Annotated in this window: 25 protein-coding genes; 16 read left to right on the top strand and 9 right to left on the bottom strand. The window is 49.0% G+C overall.

Annotation, left to right across the window (positions count from 1 at the left end; translation table 11 throughout):
- Positions 1-184: 184 nt before the first annotated feature.
- A complete protein-coding gene (locus tag AACS80_RS02455) occupies positions 185-586 on the bottom strand; it encodes a DUF302 domain-containing protein (protein ID WP_135409846.1) in 402 nt (133 codons plus the stop codon).
- 454 nt (positions 587-1,040) lie between these two features.
- On the opposite strand from AACS80_RS02455, the gene AACS80_RS02450 reads away from it, so the two are divergent.
- Complete coding sequence (locus tag AACS80_RS02450) at positions 1,041-1,370, top strand: YkgJ family cysteine cluster protein (protein ID WP_130205601.1); 330 nt, start codon at positions 1,041-1,043, stop codon at positions 1,368-1,370.
- Between the two features lie 405 nt (positions 1,371-1,775).
- Here AACS80_RS02450 and AACS80_RS02445 read toward each other — a convergent pair whose 3' ends face one another.
- Positions 1,776-2,492, bottom strand: coding sequence for a YebC/PmpR family DNA-binding transcriptional regulator (locus AACS80_RS02445; RefSeq protein ID WP_130259685.1), 717 nt, complete (start codon positions 2,490-2,492; stop codon positions 1,776-1,778).
- Positions 2,493-3,171: 679 nt separating this feature from the next.
- Between AACS80_RS02445 and AACS80_RS02440 the strand changes: the two genes are divergently transcribed.
- Positions 3,172-3,513 carry a DHCW motif cupin fold protein gene (locus tag AACS80_RS02440; protein WP_131162235.1) on the top strand — a complete coding sequence of 114 codons (342 nt, stop codon included), beginning with the start codon at positions 3,172-3,174 and terminating at the stop codon, positions 3,511-3,513.
- Between the two features lie 188 nt (positions 3,514-3,701).
- Here AACS80_RS02440 and icd read toward each other — a convergent pair whose 3' ends face one another.
- Positions 3,702-4,952, bottom strand: coding sequence for an NADP-dependent isocitrate dehydrogenase (icd, locus tag AACS80_RS02435; protein WP_000444487.1), 1,251 nt, complete (start codon positions 4,950-4,952; stop codon positions 3,702-3,704).
- 171 nt (positions 4,953-5,123) lie between these two features.
- Between icd and rluE the strand changes: the two genes are divergently transcribed.
- The 8 genes from rluE (at position 5,124) to roxA (ending at position 12,950) form a co-directional block, all read left to right on the top strand.
- On the top strand, positions 5,124-5,777 hold the full coding sequence (gene rluE / locus AACS80_RS02430; protein WP_135491161.1) for a 23S rRNA pseudouridine(2457) synthase RluE: 654 nt from the start codon (positions 5,124-5,126) through the stop codon (positions 5,775-5,777).
- A 9-nt stretch (positions 5,778-5,786) separates the two neighbouring features.
- The gene (nudJ, locus tag AACS80_RS02425; RefSeq protein WP_022296361.1) at positions 5,787-6,248 is read left to right on the top strand and encodes a phosphatase NudJ; all 462 of its coding nucleotides are present in this window, start codon (positions 5,787-5,789) and stop codon (positions 6,246-6,248) included.
- A 53-nt stretch (positions 6,249-6,301) separates the two neighbouring features.
- Positions 6,302-7,408: a tRNA 2-thiouridine(34) synthase MnmA gene (mnmA, locus tag AACS80_RS02420; protein ID WP_001353282.1), complete on the top strand. Its 1,107-nt coding sequence runs from the start codon at positions 6,302-6,304 to the stop codon at positions 7,406-7,408.
- Positions 7,409-7,443: 35 nt separating this feature from the next.
- Positions 7,444-8,085, top strand: coding sequence for a high frequency lysogenization protein HflD (gene hflD / locus AACS80_RS02415; RefSeq protein WP_001297479.1), 642 nt, complete (start codon positions 7,444-7,446; stop codon positions 8,083-8,085).
- A 3-nt stretch (positions 8,086-8,088) separates the two neighbouring features.
- Positions 8,089-9,459 (top strand): adenylosuccinate lyase, encoded by a 1,371-nt coding sequence (purB, locus tag AACS80_RS02410; RefSeq protein WP_131162237.1) that lies wholly within the window; start codon positions 8,089-8,091, stop codon positions 9,457-9,459.
- Positions 9,460-9,621: 162 nt separating this feature from the next.
- A complete protein-coding gene (phoP, locus tag AACS80_RS02405) occupies positions 9,622-10,293 on the top strand; it encodes a two-component system response regulator PhoP (RefSeq protein ID WP_130205589.1) in 672 nt (223 codons plus the stop codon).
- Positions 10,293-11,753 (top strand): two-component system sensor histidine kinase PhoQ, encoded by a 1,461-nt coding sequence (phoQ, locus tag AACS80_RS02400; protein ID WP_130259682.1) that lies wholly within the window; start codon positions 10,293-10,295, stop codon positions 11,751-11,753. The genes phoP and phoQ overlap by 1 nt, the downstream gene beginning before the upstream one ends.
- A 75-nt stretch (positions 11,754-11,828) precedes the next feature.
- Positions 11,829-12,950: a [50S ribosomal protein L16]-arginine 3-hydroxylase gene (gene roxA, locus AACS80_RS02395; protein ID WP_130205585.1), complete on the top strand. Its 1,122-nt coding sequence runs from the start codon at positions 11,829-11,831 to the stop codon at positions 12,948-12,950.
- Between the two features lie 48 nt (positions 12,951-12,998).
- Here the strand turns inward: roxA and pepT are convergent, their stop codons facing one another.
- A complete protein-coding gene (pepT, locus tag AACS80_RS02390) occupies positions 12,999-14,225 on the bottom strand; it encodes a peptidase T (protein ID WP_130205583.1) in 1,227 nt (408 codons plus the stop codon).
- A 249-nt stretch (positions 14,226-14,474) separates the two neighbouring features.
- Here pepT and potA point away from each other — a divergent pair, with 249 nt between their 5' ends.
- From potA to AACS80_RS02360, 6 genes are read left to right on the top strand one after another with little or no spacing between them, the layout of a single operon-like run.
- On the top strand, positions 14,475-15,611 hold the full coding sequence (gene potA, locus AACS80_RS02385; protein WP_130205581.1) for a spermidine/putrescine ABC transporter ATP-binding protein PotA: 1,137 nt from the start codon (positions 14,475-14,477) through the stop codon (positions 15,609-15,611).
- Entirely contained in the window at positions 15,595-16,452 is an 858-nt protein-coding gene (gene potB, locus AACS80_RS02380; RefSeq protein WP_060773672.1) for a spermidine/putrescine ABC transporter permease PotB, read from the top strand. The genes potA and potB overlap by 17 nt, the downstream gene beginning before the upstream one ends.
- On the top strand, positions 16,449-17,243 hold the full coding sequence (gene potC / locus AACS80_RS02375; protein ID WP_000580316.1) for a spermidine/putrescine ABC transporter permease PotC: 795 nt from the start codon (positions 16,449-16,451) through the stop codon (positions 17,241-17,243). The genes potB and potC overlap by 4 nt, the downstream gene beginning before the upstream one ends.
- Positions 17,240-18,286 (top strand): spermidine/putrescine ABC transporter substrate-binding protein PotD, encoded by a 1,047-nt coding sequence (gene potD, locus AACS80_RS02370; RefSeq protein ID WP_130205579.1) that lies wholly within the window; start codon positions 17,240-17,242, stop codon positions 18,284-18,286. Before potC ends, potD begins: the two co-directional genes overlap by 4 nt.
- 57 nt (positions 18,287-18,343) lie before the next feature.
- Positions 18,344-18,805 carry a DUF3592 domain-containing protein gene (locus AACS80_RS02365; RefSeq protein ID WP_135409844.1) on the top strand — a complete coding sequence of 154 codons (462 nt, stop codon included), beginning with the start codon at positions 18,344-18,346 and terminating at the stop codon, positions 18,803-18,805.
- Positions 18,802-19,590, top strand: a complete 789-nt coding sequence (locus tag AACS80_RS02360) for a TPM domain-containing protein (protein WP_135409843.1) — start codon at positions 18,802-18,804, stop codon at positions 19,588-19,590. The genes AACS80_RS02365 and AACS80_RS02360 overlap by 4 nt, the downstream gene beginning before the upstream one ends.
- Positions 19,591-19,728: 138 nt before the next feature.
- On the opposite strand, the gene cobB is transcribed toward AACS80_RS02360, so the two are convergent.
- The 5 genes from cobB to lolC are packed head-to-tail and all read right to left on the bottom strand — an operon-like array spanning position 19,729 to position 24,643.
- Entirely contained in the window at positions 19,729-20,550 is an 822-nt protein-coding gene (gene cobB / locus AACS80_RS02355; protein WP_096938882.1) for a Sir2 family NAD+-dependent deacetylase, read from the bottom strand.
- A gap of 15 nt (positions 20,551-20,565) precedes the next feature.
- Positions 20,566-21,477: an N-acetylglucosamine kinase gene (gene nagK, locus AACS80_RS02350; RefSeq protein WP_135409842.1), complete on the bottom strand. Its 912-nt coding sequence runs from the start codon at positions 21,475-21,477 to the stop codon at positions 20,566-20,568.
- A gap of 28 nt (positions 21,478-21,505) precedes the next feature.
- The gene (gene lolE, locus AACS80_RS02345) at positions 21,506-22,750 is read right to left on the bottom strand and encodes a lipoprotein-releasing ABC transporter permease subunit LolE (protein ID WP_042003467.1); all 1,245 of its coding nucleotides are present in this window, start codon (positions 22,748-22,750) and stop codon (positions 21,506-21,508) included.
- Positions 22,750-23,451 carry a lipoprotein-releasing ABC transporter ATP-binding protein LolD gene (gene lolD / locus AACS80_RS02340; RefSeq protein WP_001033695.1) on the bottom strand — a complete coding sequence of 234 codons (702 nt, stop codon included), beginning with the start codon at positions 23,449-23,451 and terminating at the stop codon, positions 22,750-22,752. Before lolD ends, lolE begins: the two co-directional genes overlap by 1 nt.
- Entirely contained in the window at positions 23,444-24,643 is a 1,200-nt protein-coding gene (lolC, locus tag AACS80_RS02335) for a lipoprotein-releasing ABC transporter permease subunit LolC (RefSeq protein WP_000284714.1), read from the bottom strand. Before lolC ends, lolD begins: the two co-directional genes overlap by 8 nt.
- Positions 24,644-24,781 lie beyond the last annotated feature (138 nt).

The following is a 24,781-nucleotide window of genomic DNA, read 5'->3' as shown; positions in this document are numbered from 1 at the left end:
AGCATGGTCGAGAGAATCAGAAATATCCACGCATCAGATGAAATTTTGCCCAACATGCCGCAAGTCTTTCAATGACTGATGAAAAACTAATGTTCGCGCTGATCAATGGGTCTTTAAGCAGACAAGAGGCATGGGGTAATAATTCGGGAACAAAAATATAGGTTGAGCACGTTTCTGTTTAGCTTTAACCTTCGCCTTTATACATATGTGAATCAATAGGTTGAATGCATTTCTGTACCAGCAATTCCAGCTTTTTCAGCGTTTGTATCGCCGTTGAGTCAAGTCCATAACATTTCAATTCTTCTGCCGAATGAAATCTAACGTTGACCTGACCTCCGGGCAACTGGCGAAGGAGTACCCTGAAAGGTAAATCCAGAGCGAGGTCTGGATGTTCCAACATCAAAGGCGTTCCCTTTTCAGGATTACCAAATACCAGAACAGTCGTTGGCGGCATTACAAGACCTGCATTACGGGCAGCTTTCGCGTGGTCAAACTCGCCAAATAAAACCAGACCATTATTTGATACCGCCTTAAGAAGACGTGTTCTGGTATGCTCGAAGTCAAATGCACTATTGAATTGAATCATAACGTTTTTACCATTAACACAATAATCAATGTGAACGATGAGACCACCGTAATATAAATACAAAATATTATAACCTGAGCTTGTTCATATTTTTGAACATCATAGAAATAACATTTTCTGATGAGTCCCTTTAATCAACCAGAATTAAAACAATCACAATATCCACTATGCTTATAAAATCATCTTATAGTAACAAGATAATGTAGACTCTGATTCCATAAAGCACTCCCTTCCTAAACCCTGTAGTTACAAATTGTAAAGATTAATTTACTCTGTTTATATTTTGACTATCTGGTTATATCTCAGTGGATATGTAAAATTAATAACAGCTGGTGATCATTCAGTATTTGACTATAGAAAATTCACCAGCCGGTCACAGACACGCATCTTTACAGGGCGTGTCTGCATTTTTTGTTATGATGTATTGTGATGTATATAGTAGTACTGGTGAATTATGAGCAATCTGAATCCATGCCTGGCGTGTGGTGCCTGTTGTGCATTTTTCCGCGTCTCTTTTTACTGGGCCGAAGCAGATGATGCAGGCGGCACTATCCCGGCTCATCTTACTGAGCAAATATCCCCTTACCACCGATGTATGAGCGGTACTAACCAGAAGGATCCACGTTGTGTCGCCCTGGCAGGAACGCCTGGAAAAAACGCATGTTGCACCATATACAAGAATCGCTCATCGACATGTCGAGAATTCGCCATGTCTGGCGAGGATGGGAAGATTAATGAGGCATGTAATCGCGCCCGCGCAAAATATGGGCTGCCTCCAATTTAAAAAGCACTTTTCATTTTTAATGGGCGCTATAAAACTGCGTATCCATGATTATATTCTGATGTAACATGCCCATTGCCCGAGTATCAAGAATACCATGCCATATGTTCCTGGTACCGGGCAACGTTTTGGTGAAAACTGCCATTTTAAAAATTCAGTTCTTGATGATCATTCTTGATATTTTACGTAACAATCAACAGGCATTACATTCTGATATTTCGACTGTAAACCATTATGTTTTTCGCGCAATTCCCACCCATCGGATGATCCTTTGCCGTTAATCATGAGATAGTTAAAATCAGTAATTTCGATTAGTCTTATTTTTTAGATGAGAGTCTTTTTATATGCTTTTAAACATTCTTTAAGAATAAGAAATCTGCCATAAAGACAGATTTCTTTAATTTATAATTAGAGATTTGCAACGTTATGATATACTTTTTGAACATCGTCGTCATCTTCGAGGGCATCAATAAGTCCTTCAAAGATTTCTAAATCTTCTGGTGAAAGCTCAACTTCTGATTGAGCAATCATTTCTAATTCTGTTGTTGAGAACTCAGTAATTCCAGCTGCTTTTAGAGCTGCAATTCCTTTGTGAAGGTCTGTAGGCTCAGTATAAATAACGATGTTTCCTTCTTCTTCGGTCACATCACGGACATCCACTTCAGCTTCAAGCAAAATTTCAAAAATACGGTCAGGGTCAGTTCCTTCAAATACAATCACGCCAGTATTGTCAAACATATAGCTGACAGAACCAGCTGCTCCGATATTCCCGCCTTTTTTATTGAAAATTGTACGAACGTTAGCAATCGTACGGTTAACGTTTGAAGTCAACGTTTCAGCGATAATCATTGAACCACTGGGTCCAAAGCCTTCATAACGTCCTTGTACGAACGTTTCGTCTCCGCCACCTTTGGCTTTATCAATAGCTTTATCAATAACGTGTTTTGGAACTTGCGCCTGCTTCGCGCGTTCAATAACGAACTTTAAAGAAGTGTTTAATTCTGGGTCTGGTTCACCTTGTTTAGCCGCAGCATAGATTTCCACACCGAATTTTGCATATACTTTAGACGTTGCCCCGTCTTTAGCCGTTTTTTTAGCTACGATATTGGCCCATTTACGTCCCACTGGAATAATCTCCTCGAAATTTATTTACATCAATAACAGGTTGATAACCTGCGATTTTCGTCATATTATATCATAACATGAAAAATTTCGTCTATGAGAATTAGAAATAAGATAAACATATAGCGGCACTTTAATTTTCCATTATTTAAAAATGTTACCAGATTATTTTTCTGATTTAGTTTTAGATTTTTGTTCTTAATAATTGAAACGCTATAATAATACATAAGGCAAAAACAATGTGATAATCCCGACTAATCATCTGGAAACCGTTTTTAAAACAAATCCATTCTTAATCGACTGATATTTAATGATAAATTTCATTTAATTGTTCTTTTATCAATTGAAATCAGCCCTTTCCCAACCATTTGATATAATTGATATTATCCTTCATTTTAGGAAGTGTTTTTACTATCACTTATATCAAAATAACGTTTCTTTTCACCAACAATTAAGAGGAACTTTTAATGATTACGGTTGAGCTATGAGCGAAAAGCGGACGTTACCGACACCCGCCGATTTTCACTAATGTAGCACTCCAAATGAATATATACCTTAAATCAGGTTCAACTTCGTTACTACATATGAAAAATAATGTGTTGATATATAAATTATTTTTTCTTATGTTAATTCATTCCAACCTGTGCTCAAGCACTCTTTCTTAACAACGAAAGGCCATAAAATGAATATCGAAGCATTTGCTTTTGGCACCACCAACTGGGGTGAAGTCGAAAAAACAGAACATCCCGGGGAAACAGGCATGGCCTACTGGCGCACACAATTTTTTGGTCACAAGCCGAACCAAATCCGTGTGCGAATGGTTGAATATACCCCAGGTTACCTGGCGGATCATTGGTGCAGTAAAGGTCATATCCTTTTATGCATGGAGGGAGAACTCGAAACACTGCTCGCAGATGGCCGCAAATTCACTTTAACTGCGGGGATGAGTTATCAGGTTGGTGATAACGCAGAGCCACATCAGTCCAGAACGGAGACAGGAGCAAAACTCTTTATTGTGGACTAAAGGATTCGTCGTTGTTGCGATTGCGACATCCGATTCTGGCACAGAATTGGAACCTGGCAGTAGAACAACCATCTGACCATCCCCCAACTACCTGGGGGTTTTGATAACTTATTTTGATAACCGTTAGCATCCTGACAAAAATAACGGGAGCGTTACGCTCCCGTTAATGGATTTAATAAATTACCAAATTACATATTCTTGATGATCGCATCACCAAACTCTGAACATTTCAGCAACTTAGCGCCTTCCATCAGACGTTCAAAGTCATAGGTTACGGTCTTCGCGTTGATTGCGCCTTCCATACCTTTAACAATCAGGTCTGCGGCTTCAGTCCAGCCCATATGGCGTAACATCATCTCAGCGGAAAGGATGATAGAGCCTGGGTTAACTTTGTCCTGACCGGCATATTTCGGCGCAGTACCGTGGGTAGCTTCAAACAGGGCGCATTCGTCACCGATGTTTGCGCCAGGGGCGATACCGATACCACCAACCTGCGCTGCCAGGGCGTCAGAAATGTAGTCACCGTTCAGGTTCATACAGGCGATAACATCATATTCAGCCGGACGCAGCAGGATCTGTTGCAGGAATGCGTCAGCAATCACGTCTTTAATGACGATCTCTTTGCCGGTATTCGGGTTTTTAACTTTCAGCCACGGGCCACCGTCAATCAGTTCACCGCCAAACTCTTCACGCGCCAGCTGGTAGCCCCAGTCTTTAAACGCGCCTTCGGTGAACTTCATGATGTTGCCTTTGTGCACCAGGGTCACAGAGTCACGATCGTTAGCAATTGCGTATTCGATCGCTGCACGAACCAGACGTTTGGTGCCTTCTTCAGAACACGGCTTAATACCGATACCGCAATGTTCCGGGAAGCGAATTTTCTTCACGCCCATCTCTTCACGCAGGAATTTAATTACTTTCTCAGCGTCGGCAGAGTCTGCTTTCCATTCGATACCTGCATAAATGTCTTCCGAGTTTTCACGGAAGATAACCATATCGGTCAGTTCAGGGTGTTTAACCGGGCTTGGGGTGCCCTGATAGTAACGTACCGGACGCAGGCAGATGTAGAGATCCAGTTCCTGGCGCAGGGCAACGTTCAGAGAACGAATACCGCCACCAACCGGAGTGGTCAGCGGGCCTTTAATAGCAACGCGATATTCACGAATCAGATCAAGGGTTTCAGCAGGCAGCCAGACATCCTGACCATAAACCTGTGTGGATTTTTCACCGGTGTAAATTTCCATCCAGGAGATTTTACGCTCGCCTTTATAGGCTTTCTCGACTGCAGCGTCGACCACTTTCAGCATGGCTGGGGTTACATCTACACCGATTCCATCACCTTCAATGTAAGGGATAATCGGATTTTCAGGAACGTTGAGTTTGCCGTTTTGCAGGGTGATCTTCTTGCCTTGTGCCGGAACAACTACTTTACTTTCCATTCACCTCTCCTTCGAGCGCTACTGGTTTGCTCGTCTGCCACCACGTTGCATATGCGTTTGCGTCCTGCGATACGGATGCTTTAGAGCAATTTTTTGTTAATGATTTGTAATTGGCTTGTCAATACTACCCTATTGTTTGCCGTCATGAAAGATGCGCGTTATTAGGCTATAATGCGGCAATTCATAATCTCTGAAAATACCATGCAAAAAACTTCTTTTAGAAATCACCAGGTTAAGCGATTCAGCTCGCAACACACTAACAAACGCAAACCAGAAAACCAGCCCACGCGTGTGATCCTGTTTAATAAACCTTACGATGTCCTGCCACAGTTCACCGATGAAGCTGGGCGCAAAACATTAAAAGAATTCATCCCGGTTCAGGGTGTTTATGCGGCGGGTCGTCTCGACCGCGATAGCGAAGGGTTATTGGTGCTGACCAATAATGGTGCACTACAGGCTCGTTTAACTCAGCCGGGCAAACGCACCGGGAAAATCTATTATGTGCAGGTGGAAGGCATTCCCACACAAGACGCTCTTGAAGCCTTACGCAATGGCGTAACCTTAAATGATGGTCCTACCCTGCCCGCAGGCGTGGAGCTGGTTGAAGAACCAGAGTGGTTATGGCCACGTAATCCGCCAATTCGTGAACGTAAAAGTATTCCCACCAGCTGGCTGAAGATTACTTTATATGAAGGACGTAATCGCCAGGTGCGCCGCATGACCGCCCATGTCGGTTTCCCTACGCTGCGACTGATTCGTTATGCCATGGGCAATTACACACTGGATAATCTCGCTAACGGCGAATGGCGAGAAGCAACAGAATAAGGATGCACAATGTTTAAACCGCACGTTACCGTCGCCTGCGTGGTACATGCAGAGGGCAAATTTTTAGTTGTTGAAGAGACGATTAACGGTAAAGCGTTATGGAACCAACCGGCGGGACATCTGGAGGCGGATGAGACGCTAGTAGAAGCGGCTGCGCGTGAGCTGTGGGAAGAAACCGGCATCAGCGCGCGACCGCAACACTTCATCCGCATGCATCAGTGGATTGCGCCAGATAAAACGCCGTTTTTGCGTTTCCTGTTTGCCATTGAACTTGAGCAAATATGCCCGACCCAGCCTCATGACAGCGATATCGACTGCTGCCGTTGGGTCAGCGCCGAAGAAATTTTACAGGCGTCAAATCTACGTTCGCCACTGGTGGCGGAAAGTATTCGTTGTTATCAAAGCGGGCAACGCTATCCGCTGGAGATGATTGGCGATTTTAACTGGCCTTTTACAAAGGGTGTCATCTAAAAGGCTGCGTGATAGAATACGCCGCCTTGAAGTTCAATGTCGTGAGTAATCCAATGTCTGAAACCGCAAAAAAAGTGATCGTCGGCATGTCCGGCGGTGTCGATTCCTCCGTTTCTGCCTGGCTGTTGCAACAACAGGGATATCAGGTCGAAGGCCTGTTTATGAAGAACTGGGAAGAAGACGACGGTGAGGAATATTGCACAGCGGCAGCGGATCTGGCTGATGCCCAGGCGGTCTGTGATAAGCTCGGCATTGAACTGCACACCGTCAACTTTGCTGCCGAATACTGGGACAACGTCTTCGAACTGTTCCTTGCCGAATATAAAGCCGGTCGCACGCCGAATCCGGATATTCTGTGCAACAAAGAGATCAAATTTAAAGCCTTCCTCGAATTTGCCGCCGAAGATTTAGGTGCCGATTATATCGCTACCGGTCATTACGTTCGTCGTGCAGATGTCGATGGCAAGAGCCGCCTGCTGCGTGGTCTGGACAGCAATAAAGACCAGAGCTACTTCCTTTATACGCTCAGCCATGAGCAAATTGCGCAAAGCCTGTTCCCGGTCGGCGAACTGGAAAAACCGCAGGTGCGTAAGATTGCTGAAGATCTTGGTCTGGTCACCGCGAAGAAAAAAGACTCTACCGGCATTTGCTTCATTGGCGAACGTAAATTCCGCGAGTTCCTGGGCCGTTATCTCCCGGCGCAACCGGGCAAAATCATTACCGTCGATGGCGATGAAATTGGTGAGCACCAGGGGCTGATGTATCACACCCTCGGTCAGCGTAAAGGTCTGGGTATCGGTGGCACTAAAGAAGGCACCGAAGAACCGTGGTATGTGGTCGATAAAGACGTCGAAAACAACATTCTGATTGTTGCGCAGGGCCATGAACACCCGCGTCTGATGTCTGTCGGTCTGATTGCCCAGCAGCTACACTGGGTCGATCGCGAACCGTTCACCGGCACTATGCGTTGCACGGTAAAAACCCGCTATCGCCAGACCGACATTCCGTGCACCGTCAAGGCGCTGGACGACGATCGCATTGAAGTGATTTTCGATGAGCCAGTTGCCGCCGTGACGCCGGGCCAGTCTGCCGTCTTCTATAACGGTGAAGTGTGCCTCGGTGGCGGTATCATTGAGCAGCGTCTACCGCTGCCGGTCTGATTATTGTCTTTAATTACAACAAGGAAGCAGTGAACGTGGCAAAGAATTACTATGACATCACCCTCGCCCTGGCCGGTATTTGTCAGTCGGCACGCCTGGTGCAACAACTCGCTCACCAGGGGCATTGTGATGCCGATGCGCTACACGTCTCACTCAACAGTATTATTGATATGAACCCCAGCTCGACGCTGGCGGTTTTTGGCGGTAGCGAAGCCAACCTGCGCGTCGGGCTGGAAACCCTGCTCGGCGTGCTCAATGCCAGCAGTCGTCAGGGCTTAAACGCTGAGCTAACCCGCTACACGCTAAGCCTGATGGTGCTTGAGCGCAAACTTTCCTCAGCGAAAGGTGCGCTCGACACTCTGGGCAACCGGATCAACGGCCTGCAACGCCAACTCGAACACTTCGATTTACAGTCCGAAACGCTGATGAGCGCGATGGCCGCCATCTATGTTGATGTGATAAGCCCGCTTGGCCCGCGCATTCAGGTCACCGGCTCCCCTGCCGTACTGCAAAGCCCACAGGTGCAGGCGAAAGTTCGCGCAACCCTGCTGGCAGGCATTCGCGCCGCCGTGCTCTGGCACCAGGTTGGCGGCGGACGTCTGCAACTGATGTTTTCTCGTAATCGCCTGACCACTCAGGCAAAACAAATTCTTGCTCATTTAACCCCGGAGTTGTGATCTATGGAATTATCCTCACTGACCGCCGTTTCCCCTGTCGATGGACGCTACGGCGATAAAGTCAGCGCGCTGCGCGGGATTTTCAGCGAATACGGTTTGCTGAAATTCCGTGTACAAGTTGAAGTACGTTGGCTGCAAAAACTGGCCGCGCACGCAGCGATCAAGGAAGTTCCTGCTTTTGCTGCCGACGCAATCGGTTACCTTGATGCAATCGTCGCTAATTTCAGTGAAGAAGATGCATCGCGAATCAAAACCATCGAGCGTACCACTAACCACGACGTTAAAGCGGTTGAGTATTTCCTGAAAGAAAAAGTGGCGGAGATCCCGGAACTGCACGCGGTTTCTGAATTCATTCACTTTGCCTGTACTTCGGAAGATATCAATAACCTCTCCCACGCGTTGATGCTGAAAACTGCGCGTGATGAAGTGATCCTGCCATACTGGCGTCAACTGATTGACGGCATTAAAGATCTCGCCGTTCAGTATCGCGATATCCCGCTGCTGTCCCGTACCCACGGTCAGCCAGCCACGCCGTCAACCATCGGTAAAGAGATGGCTAACGTCGCCTACCGTATGGAGCGCCAGTACCGCCAGCTTAACCAGGTGGAGATCCTCGGCAAAATCAACGGCGCGGTCGGTAACTATAACGCCCACATCGCCGCTTACCCGGAAGTTGACTGGCATCAGTTCAGCGAAGAGTTCGTCACCTCGCTGGGTATTCAGTGGAACCCGTACACTACCCAAATCGAACCGCACGACTACATCGCCGAGCTGTTTGATTGCGTTGCGCGCTTTAACACCATTCTGATCGACTTCGACCGTGACGTCTGGGGTTATATCGCCCTTAACCACTTCAAACAAAAAACCATTGCTGGTGAGATTGGTTCTTCCACCATGCCGCATAAAGTTAACCCGATCGACTTCGAAAACTCCGAAGGCAATCTGGGGCTTTCCAACGCGGTATTGCAGCACCTGGCAAGCAAACTGCCGGTTTCCCGCTGGCAGCGTGACCTGACCGACTCCACCGTGCTGCGTAACCTCGGCGTGGGTATCGGTTATGCGCTGATTGCTTACCAGTCCACCCTGAAAGGTGTGAGCAAACTGGAAGTGAACCGTGATCATCTACTGGATGAACTGGATCACAACTGGGAAGTGTTGGCAGAACCGATCCAGACGGTAATGCGCCGTTACGGGATTGAGAAGCCATACGAGAAGCTGAAAGAGCTGACTCGCGGTAAACGCGTTGACGCCGAAGGCATGAAGCAATTTATCGATGGTCTGGCGTTGCCGGAAGAAGAAAAAGCACGCCTGAAAGCGATGACGCCGGCTAACTATATTGGCCGTGCCATCACTATGGTTGATGAGCTGAAATAAGCCTCGTATCAGTGCCGGATGGTGATGCCGTCCGGCCTGTTTATTAAGATAATCCGCTTTTCTATTTACACCTCCCTTCCCCACTGGTTTATTTAATGTTTACCCCCACAACCACATAATCGCGTTACACTATTTTTATAATTAAGACAGGGAGAAATAAAAATGCGCGTACTGGTTGTCGAAGACAATGCGTTGTTACGTCACCATCTTAAAGTTCAGATTCAGGACGCGGGTCATCAGGTCGATGACGCAGAAGATGCCAAAGAAGCCGATTATTATCTCAACGAACATTTACCGGATATTGCGATTGTCGATCTCGGTTTGCCTGACGAAGATGGTTTGTCGCTGATCCGTCGCTGGCGTAGTAATGATGTTTCACTGCCAATTCTGGTTTTAACCGCCCGTGAAAGCTGGCAGGACAAAGTTGAAGTATTAAGCGCCGGTGCTGATGATTACGTGACTAAACCCTTTCATATTGAAGAGGTGATGGCACGAATGCAGGCATTAATGCGGCGTAATAGCGGCCTGGCTTCACAGGTTATTTCGCTGCCGCCGTTTCAGGTTGATCTCTCCCGTCGCGAATTATCCATTAGTGACGAAGTCATCAAACTGACCGCATTTGAATACACCATTATGGAAACCTTGATCCGTAACAACGGCAAAGTGGTCAGTAAAGATTCATTGATGCTACAGCTCTACCCGGATGCCGAACTGCGGGAAAGTCATACCATTGATGTTCTGATGGGCAGACTGCGCAAAAAAATTCAGGCGCAATACCCGCACGAGGTGATTACCACCGTTCGCGGCCAGGGTTATCTTTTCGAATTGCGCTGATGAAAAAATTACTGCGTGTTTTTTTCCCGCTCTCGCTGCGGGTACGTTTTCTGTTGGCGACGGCCGCGGTAGTACTAGTGCTTTCACTTTCCTACGGTATGGTTGCCCTGATCGGTTATAGCGTTAGTTTCGATAAAACGACGTTTCGTCTGTTACGCGGCGAGAGCAATTTATTCTATACACTGGCGAAATGGGAAAACAATAAGCTACACGTTGAACTGCCGGAAAATATCGACAAGCAAAGTCCCACGATGTCTCTGATTTATGACGAGAACGGCAAACTATTGTGGGCGCAGCGTGACGTTCCCTGGCTGATGAAAATGATCCAGCCTGACTGGCTGAAATCCAATGGTTTTCACGAAATAGAGGCTGACGTGAACGATACCAGCCTGCTACTGAGTAACGATCTCTCTATTCAGCAGCAGTTGCAGGAAGTTCGGGAAGACGACGACGATGCAGAAATGACCCACTCGGTAGCCGTTAATGTCTATCCGGCAACGGCGCGAATGCCAAAACTCACCATTGTGGTGGTCGATACCATTCCCGTAGAGCTTAAAAGTTCCTATACGGTATGGAGCTGGTTTCTCTATGTACTCCTGGCCAACCTGTTGTTAGTGATCCCGTTACTGTGGATCGCCGCCTGGTGGAGCTTACGCCCTATTGAAGCCCTGGCGCGAGAAGTCCGCGAACTGGAAGAACACCACCGTGAACTGCTCAACCCTACAACAACGAGAGAACTGACCAGCCTGGTGGGTAACCTGAACCGACTTTTAAAAAGCGAGCGTGAGCGTTACGACAAATACCGCACTACGCTCACTGACCTGACTCACAGCCTGAAAACGCCTCTGGCGGTGCTACAAAGTACGCTACGTTCTTTGCGAAGTGAAAAGATGAACGTCAGTGAGGCGGAACCGGTGATGCTGGAACAAATTAGCCGTATCTCGCAACAAATTGGTTACTACCTACACCGAGCCAGTATGCGTGGAGGGACATTACTTAGCCGCGAACTACATCCAGTGGCCCCGTTGTTGGACAATCTCACATCGGCACTGAATAAAGTTTATCAGCGTAAAGGCGTCAATATTTCCCTCGATATCTCGCCAGAAATTAGCTTTGTCGGTGAGCAGAACGATTTTGTTGAGGTAATGGGCAATGTACTGGATAACGCCTGTAAGTATTGTCTCGAGTTTGTCGAAATCTCCGCAAGGCAAACTGACAAACATCTCTACATCGTGGTCGAAGATGATGGACCGGGGATCCCGCAAAGCAAGCGTGAGGTGATTTTCGACCGTGGTCAGCGTGTTGATACCTTACGCCCCGGGCAAGGCGTGGGGCTGGCGGTCGCTCGTGAAATTACTGAACAGTACGACGGAAGAATCATCGCCGGAGAGAGCATGCTCGGCGGTGCGCGAATGGAGGTGATTTTTGGTCGCCAGCATTCCTTGTCGAAAGATGAATAAATATGTCCTTTGTTCGCGCATTACAGTATGCATCCGTTATAATCGGTTGCAGATACCCGCCTATGGACGCTTAACATGGAATACCAACTCACCCTTAATTGGCCCGATTTTCTTGAACGCCACTGGCAGAAACGTCCCGTGGTGTTAAAACGCGGCTTTAATAATTTTATTGACCCTATTTCTCCCGACGAGCTGGCGGGCCTGGCGATGGAAAGTGAAGTCGACAGTCGGCTGGTCAGTCATCAGGATGGCAAATGGCAGGTCAGTCACGGGCCATTCGAAAGCTACGACCATCTGGGCGAAACCAACTGGTCATTGCTGGTCCAGGCGGTTGATCACTGGCATGAACCGGCCGCCGCGCTGATGCGTCCGTTCCGTGAATTACCGGACTGGCGCATTGACGATCTGATGATCTCGTTTTCCGTGCCTGGCGGCGGCGTCGGTCCGCATCTCGATCAGTACGATGTATTTATTATTCAGGGTACAGGTCGCCGTCGCTGGCGGGTAGGTGAAAAACTGCACATGAGGCAGCACTGCCCTCACCCGGATCTGTTACAGGTTGATCCGTTTGAAGCGATTATTGATGAAGAGCTGGAGCCAGGCGATATTCTTTATATTCCGCCAGGGTTCCCGCACGAAGGCTACGCGCTGGAAAATGCGATGAACTATTCCGTTGGTTTTCGTGCGCCGAATACGCGGGAACTGATCAGCGGATTTGCCGATTACGTGCTGCAACGTGAGCTGGGCGGTAATTACTACAGCGATCCGGATGTCCCTCCTCGCGATCATCCGGCAGACGTTCTGCCGCAGGAGATGGATAAACTGCGTGAGATGATGCTTGAGTTGATCAACCAGCCAGAACACTTTAAGCAGTGGTTTGGCGAGTTTATTTCGCAGTCGCGTCATGAACTGGATATCGCTCCGCCAGAGCCACCGTATCAACCGGATGAAATCTACGACGCGCTGAAACAAGGTGATGTACTGGTGCGTCTGGGTGGTCTGCGCGTCTTGCGCATTGGCGACGATGTTTATGCTAATGGTGAGAAAATTGATTCCCCGCACCGTCCGGCGCTGGAGGCACTCGCCAGCAATATTGCACTGACCGCCGAGAATTTTGGCGACGCACTGGAAGATCCGTCATTCCTCGCGATGCTCGCGGCGCTGGTCAATAGCGGGTATTGGTTCTTCGAAGGGTAAATTTGAATTGAAGCCGGATGCGGCATCATATGCCGCATCCAATTTCGCTTACTTCCGTTTCGCCGTTAACTCGGCAATACGCACAATCACTTGCACCGCTTTTTCCATTCCTTCCAGAGTGACAAACTCATGTTTACCATGATAGTTATAACCGCCGGTAAACAGATTTGGACACGGTAATCCCATAAACGACAACTGCGCACCGTCAGTACCACCACGGATCGGTTTCAGGTCTGGTTCAATATCGCAATCGCGCATCGCCTGCTGGGCAATATCAAGAATATGCGGATGCTCAACGACTTTCTCGCGCATGTTGTAGTAACTGTCTTCAATCACCAGTTCAATGTAGCAATCCGGGTGTAACCCTTTGCCCACTTTCTTGGCAATTTCCATCATTTTACGTTTACGCGCTTCAAACTGTTTACGGTCGAAATCACGGATGATGTAGTGCATATCGGCGCGCTCAACAGTGCCTTTCATGCTTGTCAGGTGATAGAAGCCTTCATAACCTTCCGTGGCTTCCGGGCTTTCATCTGCCGGTACTTCCGCATGAATGCGTGCCGCCAGCGACAGCGCATTCACCATCACACCTTTTGCCGTACCTGGGTGAACATTGTTGCCGACGATTTTGATATTCACCGAAGCAGCGTTGAAGTTTTCAAACTCCAGTTCACCTACGCCACCACCATCTACGGTGTAAGCCCAGCGGGCATCAAAGGCTTCAACATCAAAATGTTTCGCCCCTTTGCCCACTTCTTCATCTGGCGTAAAGGCAACACGAATATCGCCATGCGGAATATTTTTCTGCTGCAATACCGCCAGCGCGGTCATGATTTCTGCAATACCTGCTTTGTCGTCAGCACCCAACAATGTTTTACCGTCAGTGGTGATCAGCGTCTGTCCCAGCAGTTGATGCAGTACCGGGAACATGACCGGTGACAGGACTTCGTCGCCGACGCCCAACGCAATGTCGCCGCCACGATAGTTTTCAACAATCTGCGGATTCACATTTTTACCGCTGCAATCCGGTGAGGTATCCACATGAGAAATAAAGCCAATCGCCGGAATATCGCCAGGAACGTTAGCCGGTAGCGTCGCCATCAACGTTCCTTTCTCACTTAAGGTCACATTGATAAGACCCATTTCTTCCAGCTGATCTTTCAGCAGATGCAATAATTTCCACTGGCCTTCCGTGCTGGGAACTTGTCTCACCCCCGCTTTTGATTGGGTATCGAGAGACACGTAGTTCAAAAAACGCTCAAGTAGTTTATCCATGTAGTCACCCTCACTTTTCGTGACAACATTATTAAGAAGCAGGAAAAGACAAATATTGCGTCAGGTCACTTTTACCCCTGCAATCGGGAATATTTATCAACATTACCTTAATGAATATAAAGCTAAGCCAGTAATTCACAACAAGGATTGGCGATCCAAGTAGTTTGCCGTAGAATTACGGCCCTCTTTAAGAGTCACCAAGGTGGTTAACCACAAACCCCGCTTCGGTAAGCCATCCGTTGCGTTTACATGGGACAGAGTAAAAAATTGAATAAACAACCGAGTTCGCTTTCACCGCTGGTGCAATTGGCGGGAATTCGCAAATGCTTTGATGGTAAAGAGGTCATTCCCCAGCTGGATCTGACTATCAACAATGGCGAGTTCCTCACGCTGCTTGGCCCTTCTGGCTGCGGTAAAACAACCGTTCTTCGCCTGATTGCGGGTCTGGAAACTGTTGATTCTGGACGCATCATGCTGGATAACGAGGACATCACCCACGTTCCGGCGGAAAACCGCTATGTGAACACCGTTTTCCAAAGCTACGCGCTATTCCCCCACATGACCGTATTCGAAAATGTGGCCTTTGGTTTGCGTATGCAAAAAACCCCTGCTGCTGAAATTACGCCTCGCGTGATGGAAGCTTTGCGGATGGTGCAACTGGAAAGCTTCGCTCAACGCAAACCGCATCAACTCTCAGGCGGTCAACAGCAACGCGTCGCCATTGCCCGCGCGGTGGTTAACAAGCCTCGCCTGCTGCTGCTTGATGAGTCGCTCTCGGCGCTGGATTACAAACTGCGCAAGCAAATGCAGAACGAGCTGAAAGCGTTACAGCGTAAGCTTGGCATTACCTTCGTCTTTGTCACTCACGATCAGGAAGAAGCACTCACCATGTCAGACAGGATTGTGGTGATGCGCGAGGGTCGTATTGAGCAAGATGGTACGCCGCGCGAAATTTACGAAGAGCCGAAGAATTTATTTGTTGCCGGATTCATTGGCGAAATCAATATGTTCAACGCCACTGTCATCGAACGTCTCGACGAGCAGCGCGTGCGGGCTAACGTTGAAGGTCGCGAGTGTAATATCTACGTTAACTTCGCCGTTGAACCGGGGCAAAAACTGCATGTTCTGCTGCGCCCGGAAGACTTACGTGTTGAAGAGATTAACGACGACAACCATGCTGAAGGTCTGATTGGTTACGTTCGTGAGCGTAACTACAAAGGCATGACGCTGGAGTCGGTTGTTGAACTGGAAAATGGCAAGATGGTGATGGTCAGCGAATTCTTCAATGAAGACGATCCTGACTTTGACCACTCCCTCGACCAAAAAATGGCCATTAATTGGGTAGAAAGCTGGGAGGTCGTACTGGCTGATGAAGAACACAAGTAAGTTCCAGAATGTAGTGATTGTCACTATTGTCGGTTGGCTTGTGTTGTTTGTCTTTCTGCCCAACCTGATGATCATTGGCACCAGCTTTTTGACCCGCGACGACGCCAGTTTCGTCAAAATGGTCTTTACGCTGGAAAACTACGCACGTCTGCTCGATCCGCTCTATTTTGAAGTGCTATTGCACTCGCTGAATATGGCGCTGATCGCCACCCTCGCCTGCCTGGTTCTGGGCTATCCGTTTGCCTGGTTTCTGGCGAAGCTGCCGCACAAGGTGCGTCCGCTGCTACTTTTTCTGCTGATTGTTCCCTTCTGGACCAACTCATTGATTCGCATCTACGGGCTGAAAATTTTCCTCAGCACCAAAGGCTATCTCAACGAGTTTTTGCTCTGGCTGGGCGTTATCGACACACCAATTCGTATCATGTTCACGCCCAGTGCGGTGATTATCGGTCTGGTTTACATTCTGCTGCCGTTTATGGTGATGCCGCTGTACTCCAGTATCGAAAAACTGGATAAGCCGTTGCTGGAGGCGGCGCGCGATCTCGGTGCCAGCAAGTTGCAGACTTTTATCCGCATCATTATTCCACTGACGATGCCGGGGATTATTGCCGGATGTCTGCTGGTGATGCTGCCAGCGATGGGCCTGTTCTATGTGTCCGACCTGATGGGCGGTGCGAAAAACCTGCTGATCGGTAACGTCATCAAGGTCCAGTTCCTTAATATTCGTGACTGGCCGTTTGGTGCAGCCACCAGCATTACGCTGACTATCGTAATGGGCCTGATGTTGCTGGTTTACTGGCGCGCTTCTCGTTTGCTGAATAAGAAGGTGGAACTCGAATGATCGGTCGACTGCTTCGCGGCGGTTTTATGACCGCTATCTACGCGTACCTGTATATCCCAATCATTATTTTGATTGTGAACTCCTTCAACAGCTCACGCTTTGGCATCAACTGGCAGGGTTTTACCACCAAATGGTATAGCCTGCTGATGAACAACGACAGCCTGTTACAGGCAGCGCAGCATTCACTGACAATGGCGGTGTTTTCGGCGACGTTTGCCACGCTTATCGGTTCACTGACGGCCGTTGCGCTGTACCGCTATCGCTTTCGCGGTAAGCCGTTCGTTAGCGGAATGCTGTTTGTGGTGATGATGTCGCCAGATATCGTGATGGCGATTTCTCTGCTGGTGCTGTTTATGCTGCTGGGTATTCAGCTTGGCTTCTGGTCGCTGCTGTTCTCGCATATCACCTTCTGCCTGCCGTTTGTGGTGGTGACGGTGTATTCGCGCCTGAAAGGTTTTGACGTGCGAATGCTGGAAGCGGCGAAAGATCTCGGTGCCAGTGAATTTACCATTCTGCGAAAAATCATCCTGCCACTGGCAATGCCAGCGGTGGCGGCGGGCTGGGTGTTAAGCTTTACCCTGTCGATGGACGATGTGGTGGTTTCTTCGTTCGTCACCGGACCAAGCTATGAAATTCTGCCGTTAAAAATTTATTCGATGGTCAAAGTCGGCGTATCGCCGGAAGTTAACGCGCTGGCAACCATATTACTGGTGCTGTCGCTGGTGATGGTTATTGCCAGCCAGCTTATTGCTCGTGATAAAACGAAAGGTAACACAGGGGACGTTAAATGAAAAAATGGTCACGCCACCTGCTCGCGGCGGGTGCTCTGGCACTGGGCATGAGCGCCGCTCACGCTGATGACAACAACACACTGTATTTCTACAACTGGACCGAGTACGTGCCGCCTGGACTGCTCGAACAGTTCACCAAAGAAACCGGTATTAAGGTTATCTATTCGACTTACGAGTCGAACGAAACCATGTACGCCAAGCTGAAAACGTACAAAGACGGTGCCTATGACCTGGTGGTTCCTTCAACCTATTACGTTGATAAAATGCGTAAAGAAGGGATGATCCAGAAGATCGACAAGTCGAAGTTAACAAACTTTGGCAACCTCGATCCAGAAATGCTCAACAAGCCGTTTGATCCGAATAACGACTACTCCATTCCGTATATCTGGGGTGCGACGGCGATTGGCGTTAACGGTGATGCGGTGGATCCGAAATCTGTCACCAGCTGGGCCGATCTGTGGAAGCCTGAGTACAAAGGCAGCCTGCTGCTGACCGACGATGCCCGTGAAGTGTTCCAGATGGCGCTGCGTAAGCTGGGCTACTCCGGTAACACCACCGATCCGAAAGAGATTGAAGCTGCGTATAACGAGCTGAAAAAACTGATGCCAAACGTCGCGGCGTTTAACTCCGATAACCCGGCAAACCCGTACATGGAAGGCGAAGTTAACCTCGGCATGATCTGGAACGGCTCTGCTTTCGTTGCTCGCCAGGCGGGTACGCCAATTGACGTGGTGTGGCCGAAAGAAGGCGGCATTTTCTGGATGGACAGCCTGGCGATTCCGGCAAATGCCAAAAACAAAGAAGGCGCGCTGAAACTGATCAACTTCCTGCTGCGCCCGGATGTGGCAAAACAGGTTGCCGAAACTATCGGTTATCCAACACCAAACCTCGCCGCGCGCAAACTGTTAAGCCCGGAAATAGCAAACGACAAGACGCTCTACCCGGATGCTGAAACCATTAAAAATGGCGAATGGCAGAGTGACGTTGGCCCAGCCAGTAGCATTTATGAAGAGTATTATCAGAAGCTGAAAGCAGGACGTTAATTCAGCAAGCGGGCGGTGGTATTACCGCCCGTTTTTTATTTAGCAAGGATGTGGCTAATGAGTCAGGACAGTAAAGTTTTATCCCGCGCTTTTCTCGGTATCGGTCTGATATTGCTCGTTATTTCTGCAATTATCTTTTATTACCATTTTACTTTTACCAAAAGCGCGGTTCATACAGAAGGAATCATTGTTGATGCCGTTTGGTACAACAATCACTCAAACGACGTTGGTGATAATGGTTCCTGGTATCCAGTGGTTGCCTTTCGCCCTACGCCAGATTACACGCTAATTTTCAATTCGAGTATTGGTAGTGATTTTTATGAAGATAGCGAAGGTGACAGAGTCAATATCTATTATCCGCCAGGGCATCCAGAACAAGCCGAAATAAACAATCCCTGGGTTAATTTTTTTAAATGGGGCTTTGTTGGCATAGCAGGCATTATTTTCGGTAGTGTCGGTCTGATAATCACTCTCCCCTCCACCAAAAAATCTCGCAGGAAACGGAAGTCCCGCCCATGAAAAAATTCATTATACTGCTCAGTTTACTGATACTCCTGCCTCTGACAGCAGCCAGTAAGCCATTGATTCCAATAATGAAGACACTTTTTACGGATGTTACCGGTACTGTACCAGATGCTGAAGAGATCGCGCGTAAAGCCGAGATTTTTCGTCAACAAACCGGGATTGCGCCATTTATTGTGGTTTTACCCGACATTAATAATGAAGCCAGTCTCAGGCAAAATGGCAAAGCGATGCTGGCGCATGCGTCATCTTCATTGACTGATGTAAAAGGAAGTGTTCTGTTACTCTTTACCACCCGGGAGCCACGGTTAATTGTGATAACCAACGGCCAGGTTGGAAGCGGTCTGGACGATAAACATCTCGGCCTCCTGGTAGAAAATCACACGCTGGCTTATTTACATGCGGACCTCTGGTATCAGGGAATCAATAATGCATTGGCTGTTTTACAAGCACAGATATTAAAACAACCGACGCCGCCATTGACATATTATCCGCATCCCGAACAAAAGCATGAGAATGATCCTCCCGGCAGCACCTCGACATTAGGTTTTATCTCCTGGGCTGTGGCGTTTGTCTTGTTTTCCAGGATCTTTTACTACACGACTCGTTTTATTTATGCATTAAAGTTTGCAGTGGCGATGACTATTGCCAATATGGGTTATCAGGCTTTATGTTTGTATATCGATGACAGCTTTGCGATTACCAGAATATCGCCGCTCTGGGCGGGACTGATTGGAGTCTGTACGTTTATTGCCGCGTTGTTATTGACGAGTAAACGGTAAAAGAAGCAGTAAAGTGCGCGTGTATTGTGCCGAATGCGGTGAGAACGCCTTATCCGGCCTACAAACCCCACAAATTCAATTAATTGTGGTCCGCTCGTAGGCCTGATAAGCGTAGCGCATCAGGCAATTACTCCTGATTTATAATCCCTTCAGCAACTTCTCAACAAACTCTGGTACCACCTGGCTTGCCGGGCCGTAATATTTCTCGGCAAATTCATTACCGACCTGACTCGGTTCGAGATTGAGTTCAACCGTATGCGCGCCATGCAGCTTCGCTTCGTGAACAAACCCAGCCGCCGGATAAACATGCCCGGATGTGCCAATAGCAATGAAAATGTCGGCCATCGACAACGCCATATAAATTTCATCCATGCCGAGTGGCATTTCGCCAAACCACACTACGTGTGGGCGCAGCGGAGCCGGGAACTGGCAGCAATGACATTTGTCTTCTGGCGTGACGTCTCCGGTCCAGTCGAGAACCTGACCGCTTTGCGAACAACGTACTTTCAGCAATTCCCCATGCATATGAATCACATTGGTATTACCTGCGCGTTCATGCAGATTATCGATATTCTGCGTCACCAGTAAAAAGCGATCGCCGAGGGCGTCTTGCAGTTTAGCCAGAGCAAGATGCGCAGCGTTAGGCTGAATTTCTGGCTGCTGTAGTTGACGGCGACGGGCGTTATAAAACGCTTGCACCAGTTCAGGATCGCGATCAAAACCTTCCGGTGTAGCCACATCTTCAACCCGATGTTCTTCCCACAGGCCATCTGCTGCGCGAAAGGTACGAATACCTGATTCCGCAGAAATTCCTGCCCCTGTCAGTACGAGTACTCTTGGTTTTTCCATTGCTTCCGGCACCACTTTATCTCTGAAAAAAATACGCTGACGCAAACGCTCGTGCAGGCGGCGTTTATTTTTACGAAAACGACTTAACCGATGACCCCGACGCGACAACATAGCAACCTCTGTTGATTAATCGGTTAGATGTAGGAAGGCCGCACCACGCATTCCTCCTGCATCCCCGTGACGCGCGCGTTCAATGCGCGGAACACGAGCTACAGGTAAGAGATGACGAGGCAGCCTGTCCGCCAGTTGCGTTGTGATTGCCGGGAAATTCGATAAGCCACCGCCAATGACCAGCAAATCAGGGTCAACAATGGTCAGGATATTTCCCAGACAAACCGCTAATAAATCCAGATAACGCTCAACGTGCGCCCTTGCCTGCTCATCGCCTTGCTCATAAAGCGCAATAATTTCGGGAGCCTGCAACGGTTGATGATAATAGTGTTGCCAGAGCCACGCAAAGCCCCGACCTGATAGATAATTTTCGATACAACCAATTTGACCACAGCCACAGCGACGTAATGGGAAATCCAGCCCCATCATGGTTAATGCATCGACGGGAAGGCGCATATGCCCAAATTCACCCGTAATATAGCTTTTACCCGTTACCGGTTTACCGTTGAATACCAGTCCACCGCCAACGCCAGTCCCCAGGATCAGTCCCATCACCAGTGGATATTGGGTAAATTCATCGTCCCAGGCTTCAGAAAGGGCAAAGCAGTTGGCGTCGTTATTAAGGCGCACATCGCGTTCAAGGCGGGCGCTCAGATCGGCACGCAGCGGTTTACCACTGGCGGCGGGGACATTGGCGGCATACAGCGTGCCATCTTCTGTTTCCGGCATTCCCGGAATACCGATACCTACAGAACCTTTACAGCCAAAACGCTGATCGGCTTCAGCCACCAGTTCGCACACTGCATCTAAAAATGCGTTATAGCTGTCACGCGGTGTCGGCACCCGCTTTTCCCACTGCAACTGCCGACCGCTATCAAACACGCCTAGCGCAATTTTCGTTCCACCAATATCAAACCCGTAATACATTGCCGCTCCTTGTTTTAATGTACTGCCTTTACTGGCCGCTAAGGACTCGCGCAGGGTCAATATTACTGGCGCGTCGCGCCGGATACCAACTTGCCAAAAGACTCAGCAACAATGCTGTGACCAGTACGTAGAAGACGTCCAGCCAGTGCAATTCCGATGGCAGGAAGTCAATAAAATAGATATCGCTGGAGAGGAACTGATGACCAATCAGCTTTTCAATCCACTCAATAATCGGGGTAAGTTGCAGTGAAACCACTACGCCGATAATCACACCACAGAGGCTGCCGAACAGCCCTGCCAGCAATCCATACCAGACAAAGATGGCGCGAATTAAACCGTCTTTCGCCCCCAGCGTTCTTAATACTGCGATATCGCCACTCTTATCTTTCACCGCCATCACTAACGTGGAGACGATGTTGAAACAGGCCACGCCAATCACCAGTACCATCGCCAGATACATAATGGCGCGGATCATCTGGATATCGCGATACATATAGCCGTAAGTACCAATCCAGCTTTTAATATAAACATAGCTGTTGGTTACTTCACCCGCGTCACGTACCAGTTTGTTAGCGTTAAAAACATCCGTCATTTTAAGGGCAATGCCTGACACACTGGAACCCATATCAAGATATTGTTGGGCATCCGCCAGCGGGATCATGGCAAAACTGTGATCGAGTTGGCCACTCAACTGCAAAATACCCGCAACGTGCAAACGCACACGTTTCGGCTGCATCAGCTTATGCTCGGGATTCGAGTTTGGGATCATAATCGACACCCAATCGCCCTGCTTCACTTTCAGCGCATCCGCCACGCCTTTGCCGATGATAATTTGCTGTTCGCCCGCTTTAAAATTGTTCCAGGCATCGCCCTGGACAAATGATGGCAGCGCGCTCAGACGCTGTTCCTGTTGCGGATCAACGCCTTTAACCTGCAGAGCGCGCAGATTCGCGCCACTCTCCACCAGCCCGGTGAAATTGATATACGGCGCAGCGGCGGCAATACCCGGCACTTTCTGCACTTTATCCAGTGCTTCCTGCCAGTTAGTCCACGGCTGATCTACCGCCTCAATTTCACCGTGCGGTACCACAGCAAGAATGCGGTTGTTCAGTTCGCGTTCAAAGCCATTCATCGCGCTTAAGCCGACGATCAATACCGCCACGCCAAGTGCAATGCCAATGGTAGAAATGACGGAGATCAGCGACACCATGCCGCCGCGCCGCCGTCCGCGACTAAAACGCAGGCCAATTAATAACGATAAAGGCATCGCCATTACTCCGCCCCCATCAGGCTTAGTTCCGCCGTCAGACGACCATCACGCATCTCCAGTTGGCGGCTCATACGTTTCGCCAGTTGCAGGTCGTGAGTGACCACCAGGAAGGCGGTGCCCTGCAAGCGATTCAACTCCCCAAGCAGCTGGAAGATGCTGTCTGCGTTACGCGCGTCAAGGTTACCGGTAGGTTCATCCGCCAGCACCAGGCGCGGGTTATTGACCAGCGCACGGGCAATCGCCACACGCTGGCGCTCACCGCCGGAAAGCTCTGACGGGCGGTGATTCGCACGATGCTCCAGCCCCACCGCTTTTAACATTTCCAACGCTCGACTGTTGATTTCAGCGGGCTTTTTCTTGCCAATCAGCAGTGGCATAGCCACGTTTTCCAGGGCGGTAAAATCCGGCAGCAAGTGGTGAAACTGATAAATAAAGCCAAGCTTCTGGTTGCGCAGTTCCGCTTTCGCTGCCGAAGACAGTTTGCTCATTGGCTGACCATTAAAAATCACATCGCCGGAGGTTGGCGTATCCAGCCCGCCTAACAGGTGCAGCAAGGTACTTTTACCAGAACCAGAGCTACCGACGATCGCCATCATTTCACCTTCGCCCACGCTGAAACTGACATTGTGCAGCACATCGGTTTGCACACTGCCTTCCTGATAGCGTTTGCACAGGTTGTCGCATTGCAACAGGATCTTATTCATAACGTAAAGCCTCAGCGGGTTGAGTGGCGGCAGCGCGCCAGGAAGGGTAAAGCGTAGACAACAGCGCGATAGCCATCGCCACCAGAGCAATAACAATGACCTGTAAAGGTTCGATAGCCACCGGCAGCGCTGCGCCATCAAGCAGGACGCCAATTATCGGCATCAGATTATTCAACTGGCTGGCAAGCAGTGCGCCAAGCGCTGCTCCGAGGATTGCACCGATAATCCCGGCGCTGGCCCCTTGCACCATAAAGACCATCATGATTTGTCGCGGAGTTAAGCCTTGCGTTTGCAGGATCGCTACTTCGCCCTGCTTCTCCATCACCATTAGCCCCAGCGAGGTAATAATGTTAAACGCCGCAACGGCGACAATCAGGCTCAGCAGCAAGCCCATCATATTTTTTTCCATGCGTACGGCCTGGAACAGCTCGCCTTTACGGTCACGCCAGTCCTGCCATTTGCTGCCTTCAGGCAGTTTTTGCTGACTTAATGAGTCGACTTTCAGCGGCTCATCCAGCCACAAACGCCAGCCGGTAATATTGCCTGCCGGATAACGCATCAGACGCGAGGCATCCTCAATATTCACCAGCATTTCATAGCCATCGACTTCACTGTTGGCGGCGAAAGTGCCAATCACATTGAACAGGCGCTGACTTGGAATACGCCCCATTGGCGTGAACTGGCTGGCAGATGGCACCATCACGCGGATTTGATCACCGCGATTAACGCCCAACTGTGAGGCCAGCTGTTCACCGAGGATGACATTATATTTCCCCGGCTCGAGGTCAGTTTGTTTCACATTGACCAGATACGGCGTTAGTGGATCTTTTTGCGCCGGGTCGATACCCAGCATCACCCCGACCGCCACGCTGCGCGCGCTTTGCAGTACCACATCACCGGTAGTGATAGGTGCGACGCGATTAACGCCGTCCAGTTTGACTGCCGTTTCCGGGAGTTGCTGCGGGTTAAGAGAGCCATGCTCAGAAGAGAGAATTGCCTGTGGCATCAGGCCAAGGATGTTGTTTTGCAGCTCGCGCTCAAAGCCGTTCATCACTGACAATACTGTGACCAGCGCCATCACCCCGAGGGTAATGCCGATGGTAGAAAGCCAGGAGACGAAACGACCGAAGCGATCCGCTGCACGCCCACGCATGTAACGCAGGCCAATAAATAGAGCGACAGGTTGGTACATGAAATCCGTCTGGTTGCTGTTAGCAAAGACACGAGTATATAAGCGAAAGCGGGATGGGTAAACGTCTGAACTGTAAGTGATCGTCAGGGCTAATATGAAAAGTACCAGCAAATCAATCGGCTAAAGGGCCTCATTTTC

It is taken from the genome of Escherichia sp. E4385, assembly GCF_963883145.1.
In the GTDB taxonomy this organism is placed as follows: Bacteria; Pseudomonadota; Gammaproteobacteria; order Enterobacterales; family Enterobacteriaceae; genus Escherichia.
The sequence above is the reverse complement of the archived record's forward strand: the minus strand, read 5'-3'. Positions and strand labels throughout refer to the sequence as shown.

Bases quoted from the DNA above. Each gene is read 5' to 3' on its own strand.
- AACS80_RS02455 (WP_135409846.1), bottom strand. From the start codon at position 586: ATGATTCAATTCAATAGTGCATTTGACTTCGAGCATACCAGAACACGT.
- AACS80_RS02450 (WP_130205601.1), top strand. From the start codon at position 1,041: ATGAGCAATCTGAATCCATGCCTGGCGTGTGGTGCCTGTTGTGCATTT.
- AACS80_RS02440 (WP_131162235.1), top strand. From the start codon at position 3,172: ATGAATATCGAAGCATTTGCTTTTGGCACCACCAACTGGGGTGAAGTC.
- icd (WP_000444487.1), bottom strand. From the start codon at position 4,952: ATGGAAAGTAAAGTAGTTGTTCCGGCACAAGGCAAGAAGATCACCCTG.
- rluE (WP_135491161.1), top strand. From the start codon at position 5,124: ATGCGGCAATTCATAATCTCTGAAAATACCATGCAAAAAACTTCTTTT.
- nudJ (WP_022296361.1), top strand. From the start codon at position 5,787: ATGTTTAAACCGCACGTTACCGTCGCCTGCGTGGTACATGCAGAGGGC.
- mnmA (WP_001353282.1), top strand. From the start codon at position 6,302: ATGTCTGAAACCGCAAAAAAAGTGATCGTCGGCATGTCCGGCGGTGTC.
- purB (WP_131162237.1), top strand. From the start codon at position 8,089: ATGGAATTATCCTCACTGACCGCCGTTTCCCCTGTCGATGGACGCTAC.
- phoP (WP_130205589.1), top strand. From the start codon at position 9,622: ATGCGCGTACTGGTTGTCGAAGACAATGCGTTGTTACGTCACCATCTT.
- phoQ (WP_130259682.1), top strand. From the start codon at position 10,293: ATGAAAAAATTACTGCGTGTTTTTTTCCCGCTCTCGCTGCGGGTACGT.
- roxA (WP_130205585.1), top strand. From the start codon at position 11,829: ATGGAATACCAACTCACCCTTAATTGGCCCGATTTTCTTGAACGCCAC.
- pepT (WP_130205583.1), bottom strand. From the start codon at position 14,225: ATGGATAAACTACTTGAGCGTTTTTTGAACTACGTGTCTCTCGATACC.
- potA (WP_130205581.1), top strand. From the start codon at position 14,475: ATGGGACAGAGTAAAAAATTGAATAAACAACCGAGTTCGCTTTCACCG.
- potB (WP_060773672.1), top strand. From the start codon at position 15,595: ATGAAGAACACAAGTAAGTTCCAGAATGTAGTGATTGTCACTATTGTC.
- potC (WP_000580316.1), top strand. From the start codon at position 16,449: ATGATCGGTCGACTGCTTCGCGGCGGTTTTATGACCGCTATCTACGCG.
- potD (WP_130205579.1), top strand. From the start codon at position 17,240: ATGAAAAAATGGTCACGCCACCTGCTCGCGGCGGGTGCTCTGGCACTG.
- AACS80_RS02365 (WP_135409844.1), top strand. From the start codon at position 18,344: ATGAGTCAGGACAGTAAAGTTTTATCCCGCGCTTTTCTCGGTATCGGT.
- AACS80_RS02360 (WP_135409843.1), top strand. From the start codon at position 18,802: ATGAAAAAATTCATTATACTGCTCAGTTTACTGATACTCCTGCCTCTG.
- cobB (WP_096938882.1), bottom strand. From the start codon at position 20,550: ATGTTGTCGCGTCGGGGTCATCGGTTAAGTCGTTTTCGTAAAAATAAA.
- nagK (WP_135409842.1), bottom strand. From the start codon at position 21,477: ATGTATTACGGGTTTGATATTGGTGGAACGAAAATTGCGCTAGGCGTG.
- lolE (WP_042003467.1), bottom strand. From the start codon at position 22,750: ATGGCGATGCCTTTATCGTTATTAATTGGCCTGCGTTTTAGTCGCGGA.
- lolD (WP_001033695.1), bottom strand. From the start codon at position 23,451: ATGAATAAGATCCTGTTGCAATGCGACAACCTGTGCAAACGCTATCAG.
- lolC (WP_000284714.1), bottom strand. From the start codon at position 24,643: ATGTACCAACCTGTCGCTCTATTTATTGGCCTGCGTTACATGCGTGGG.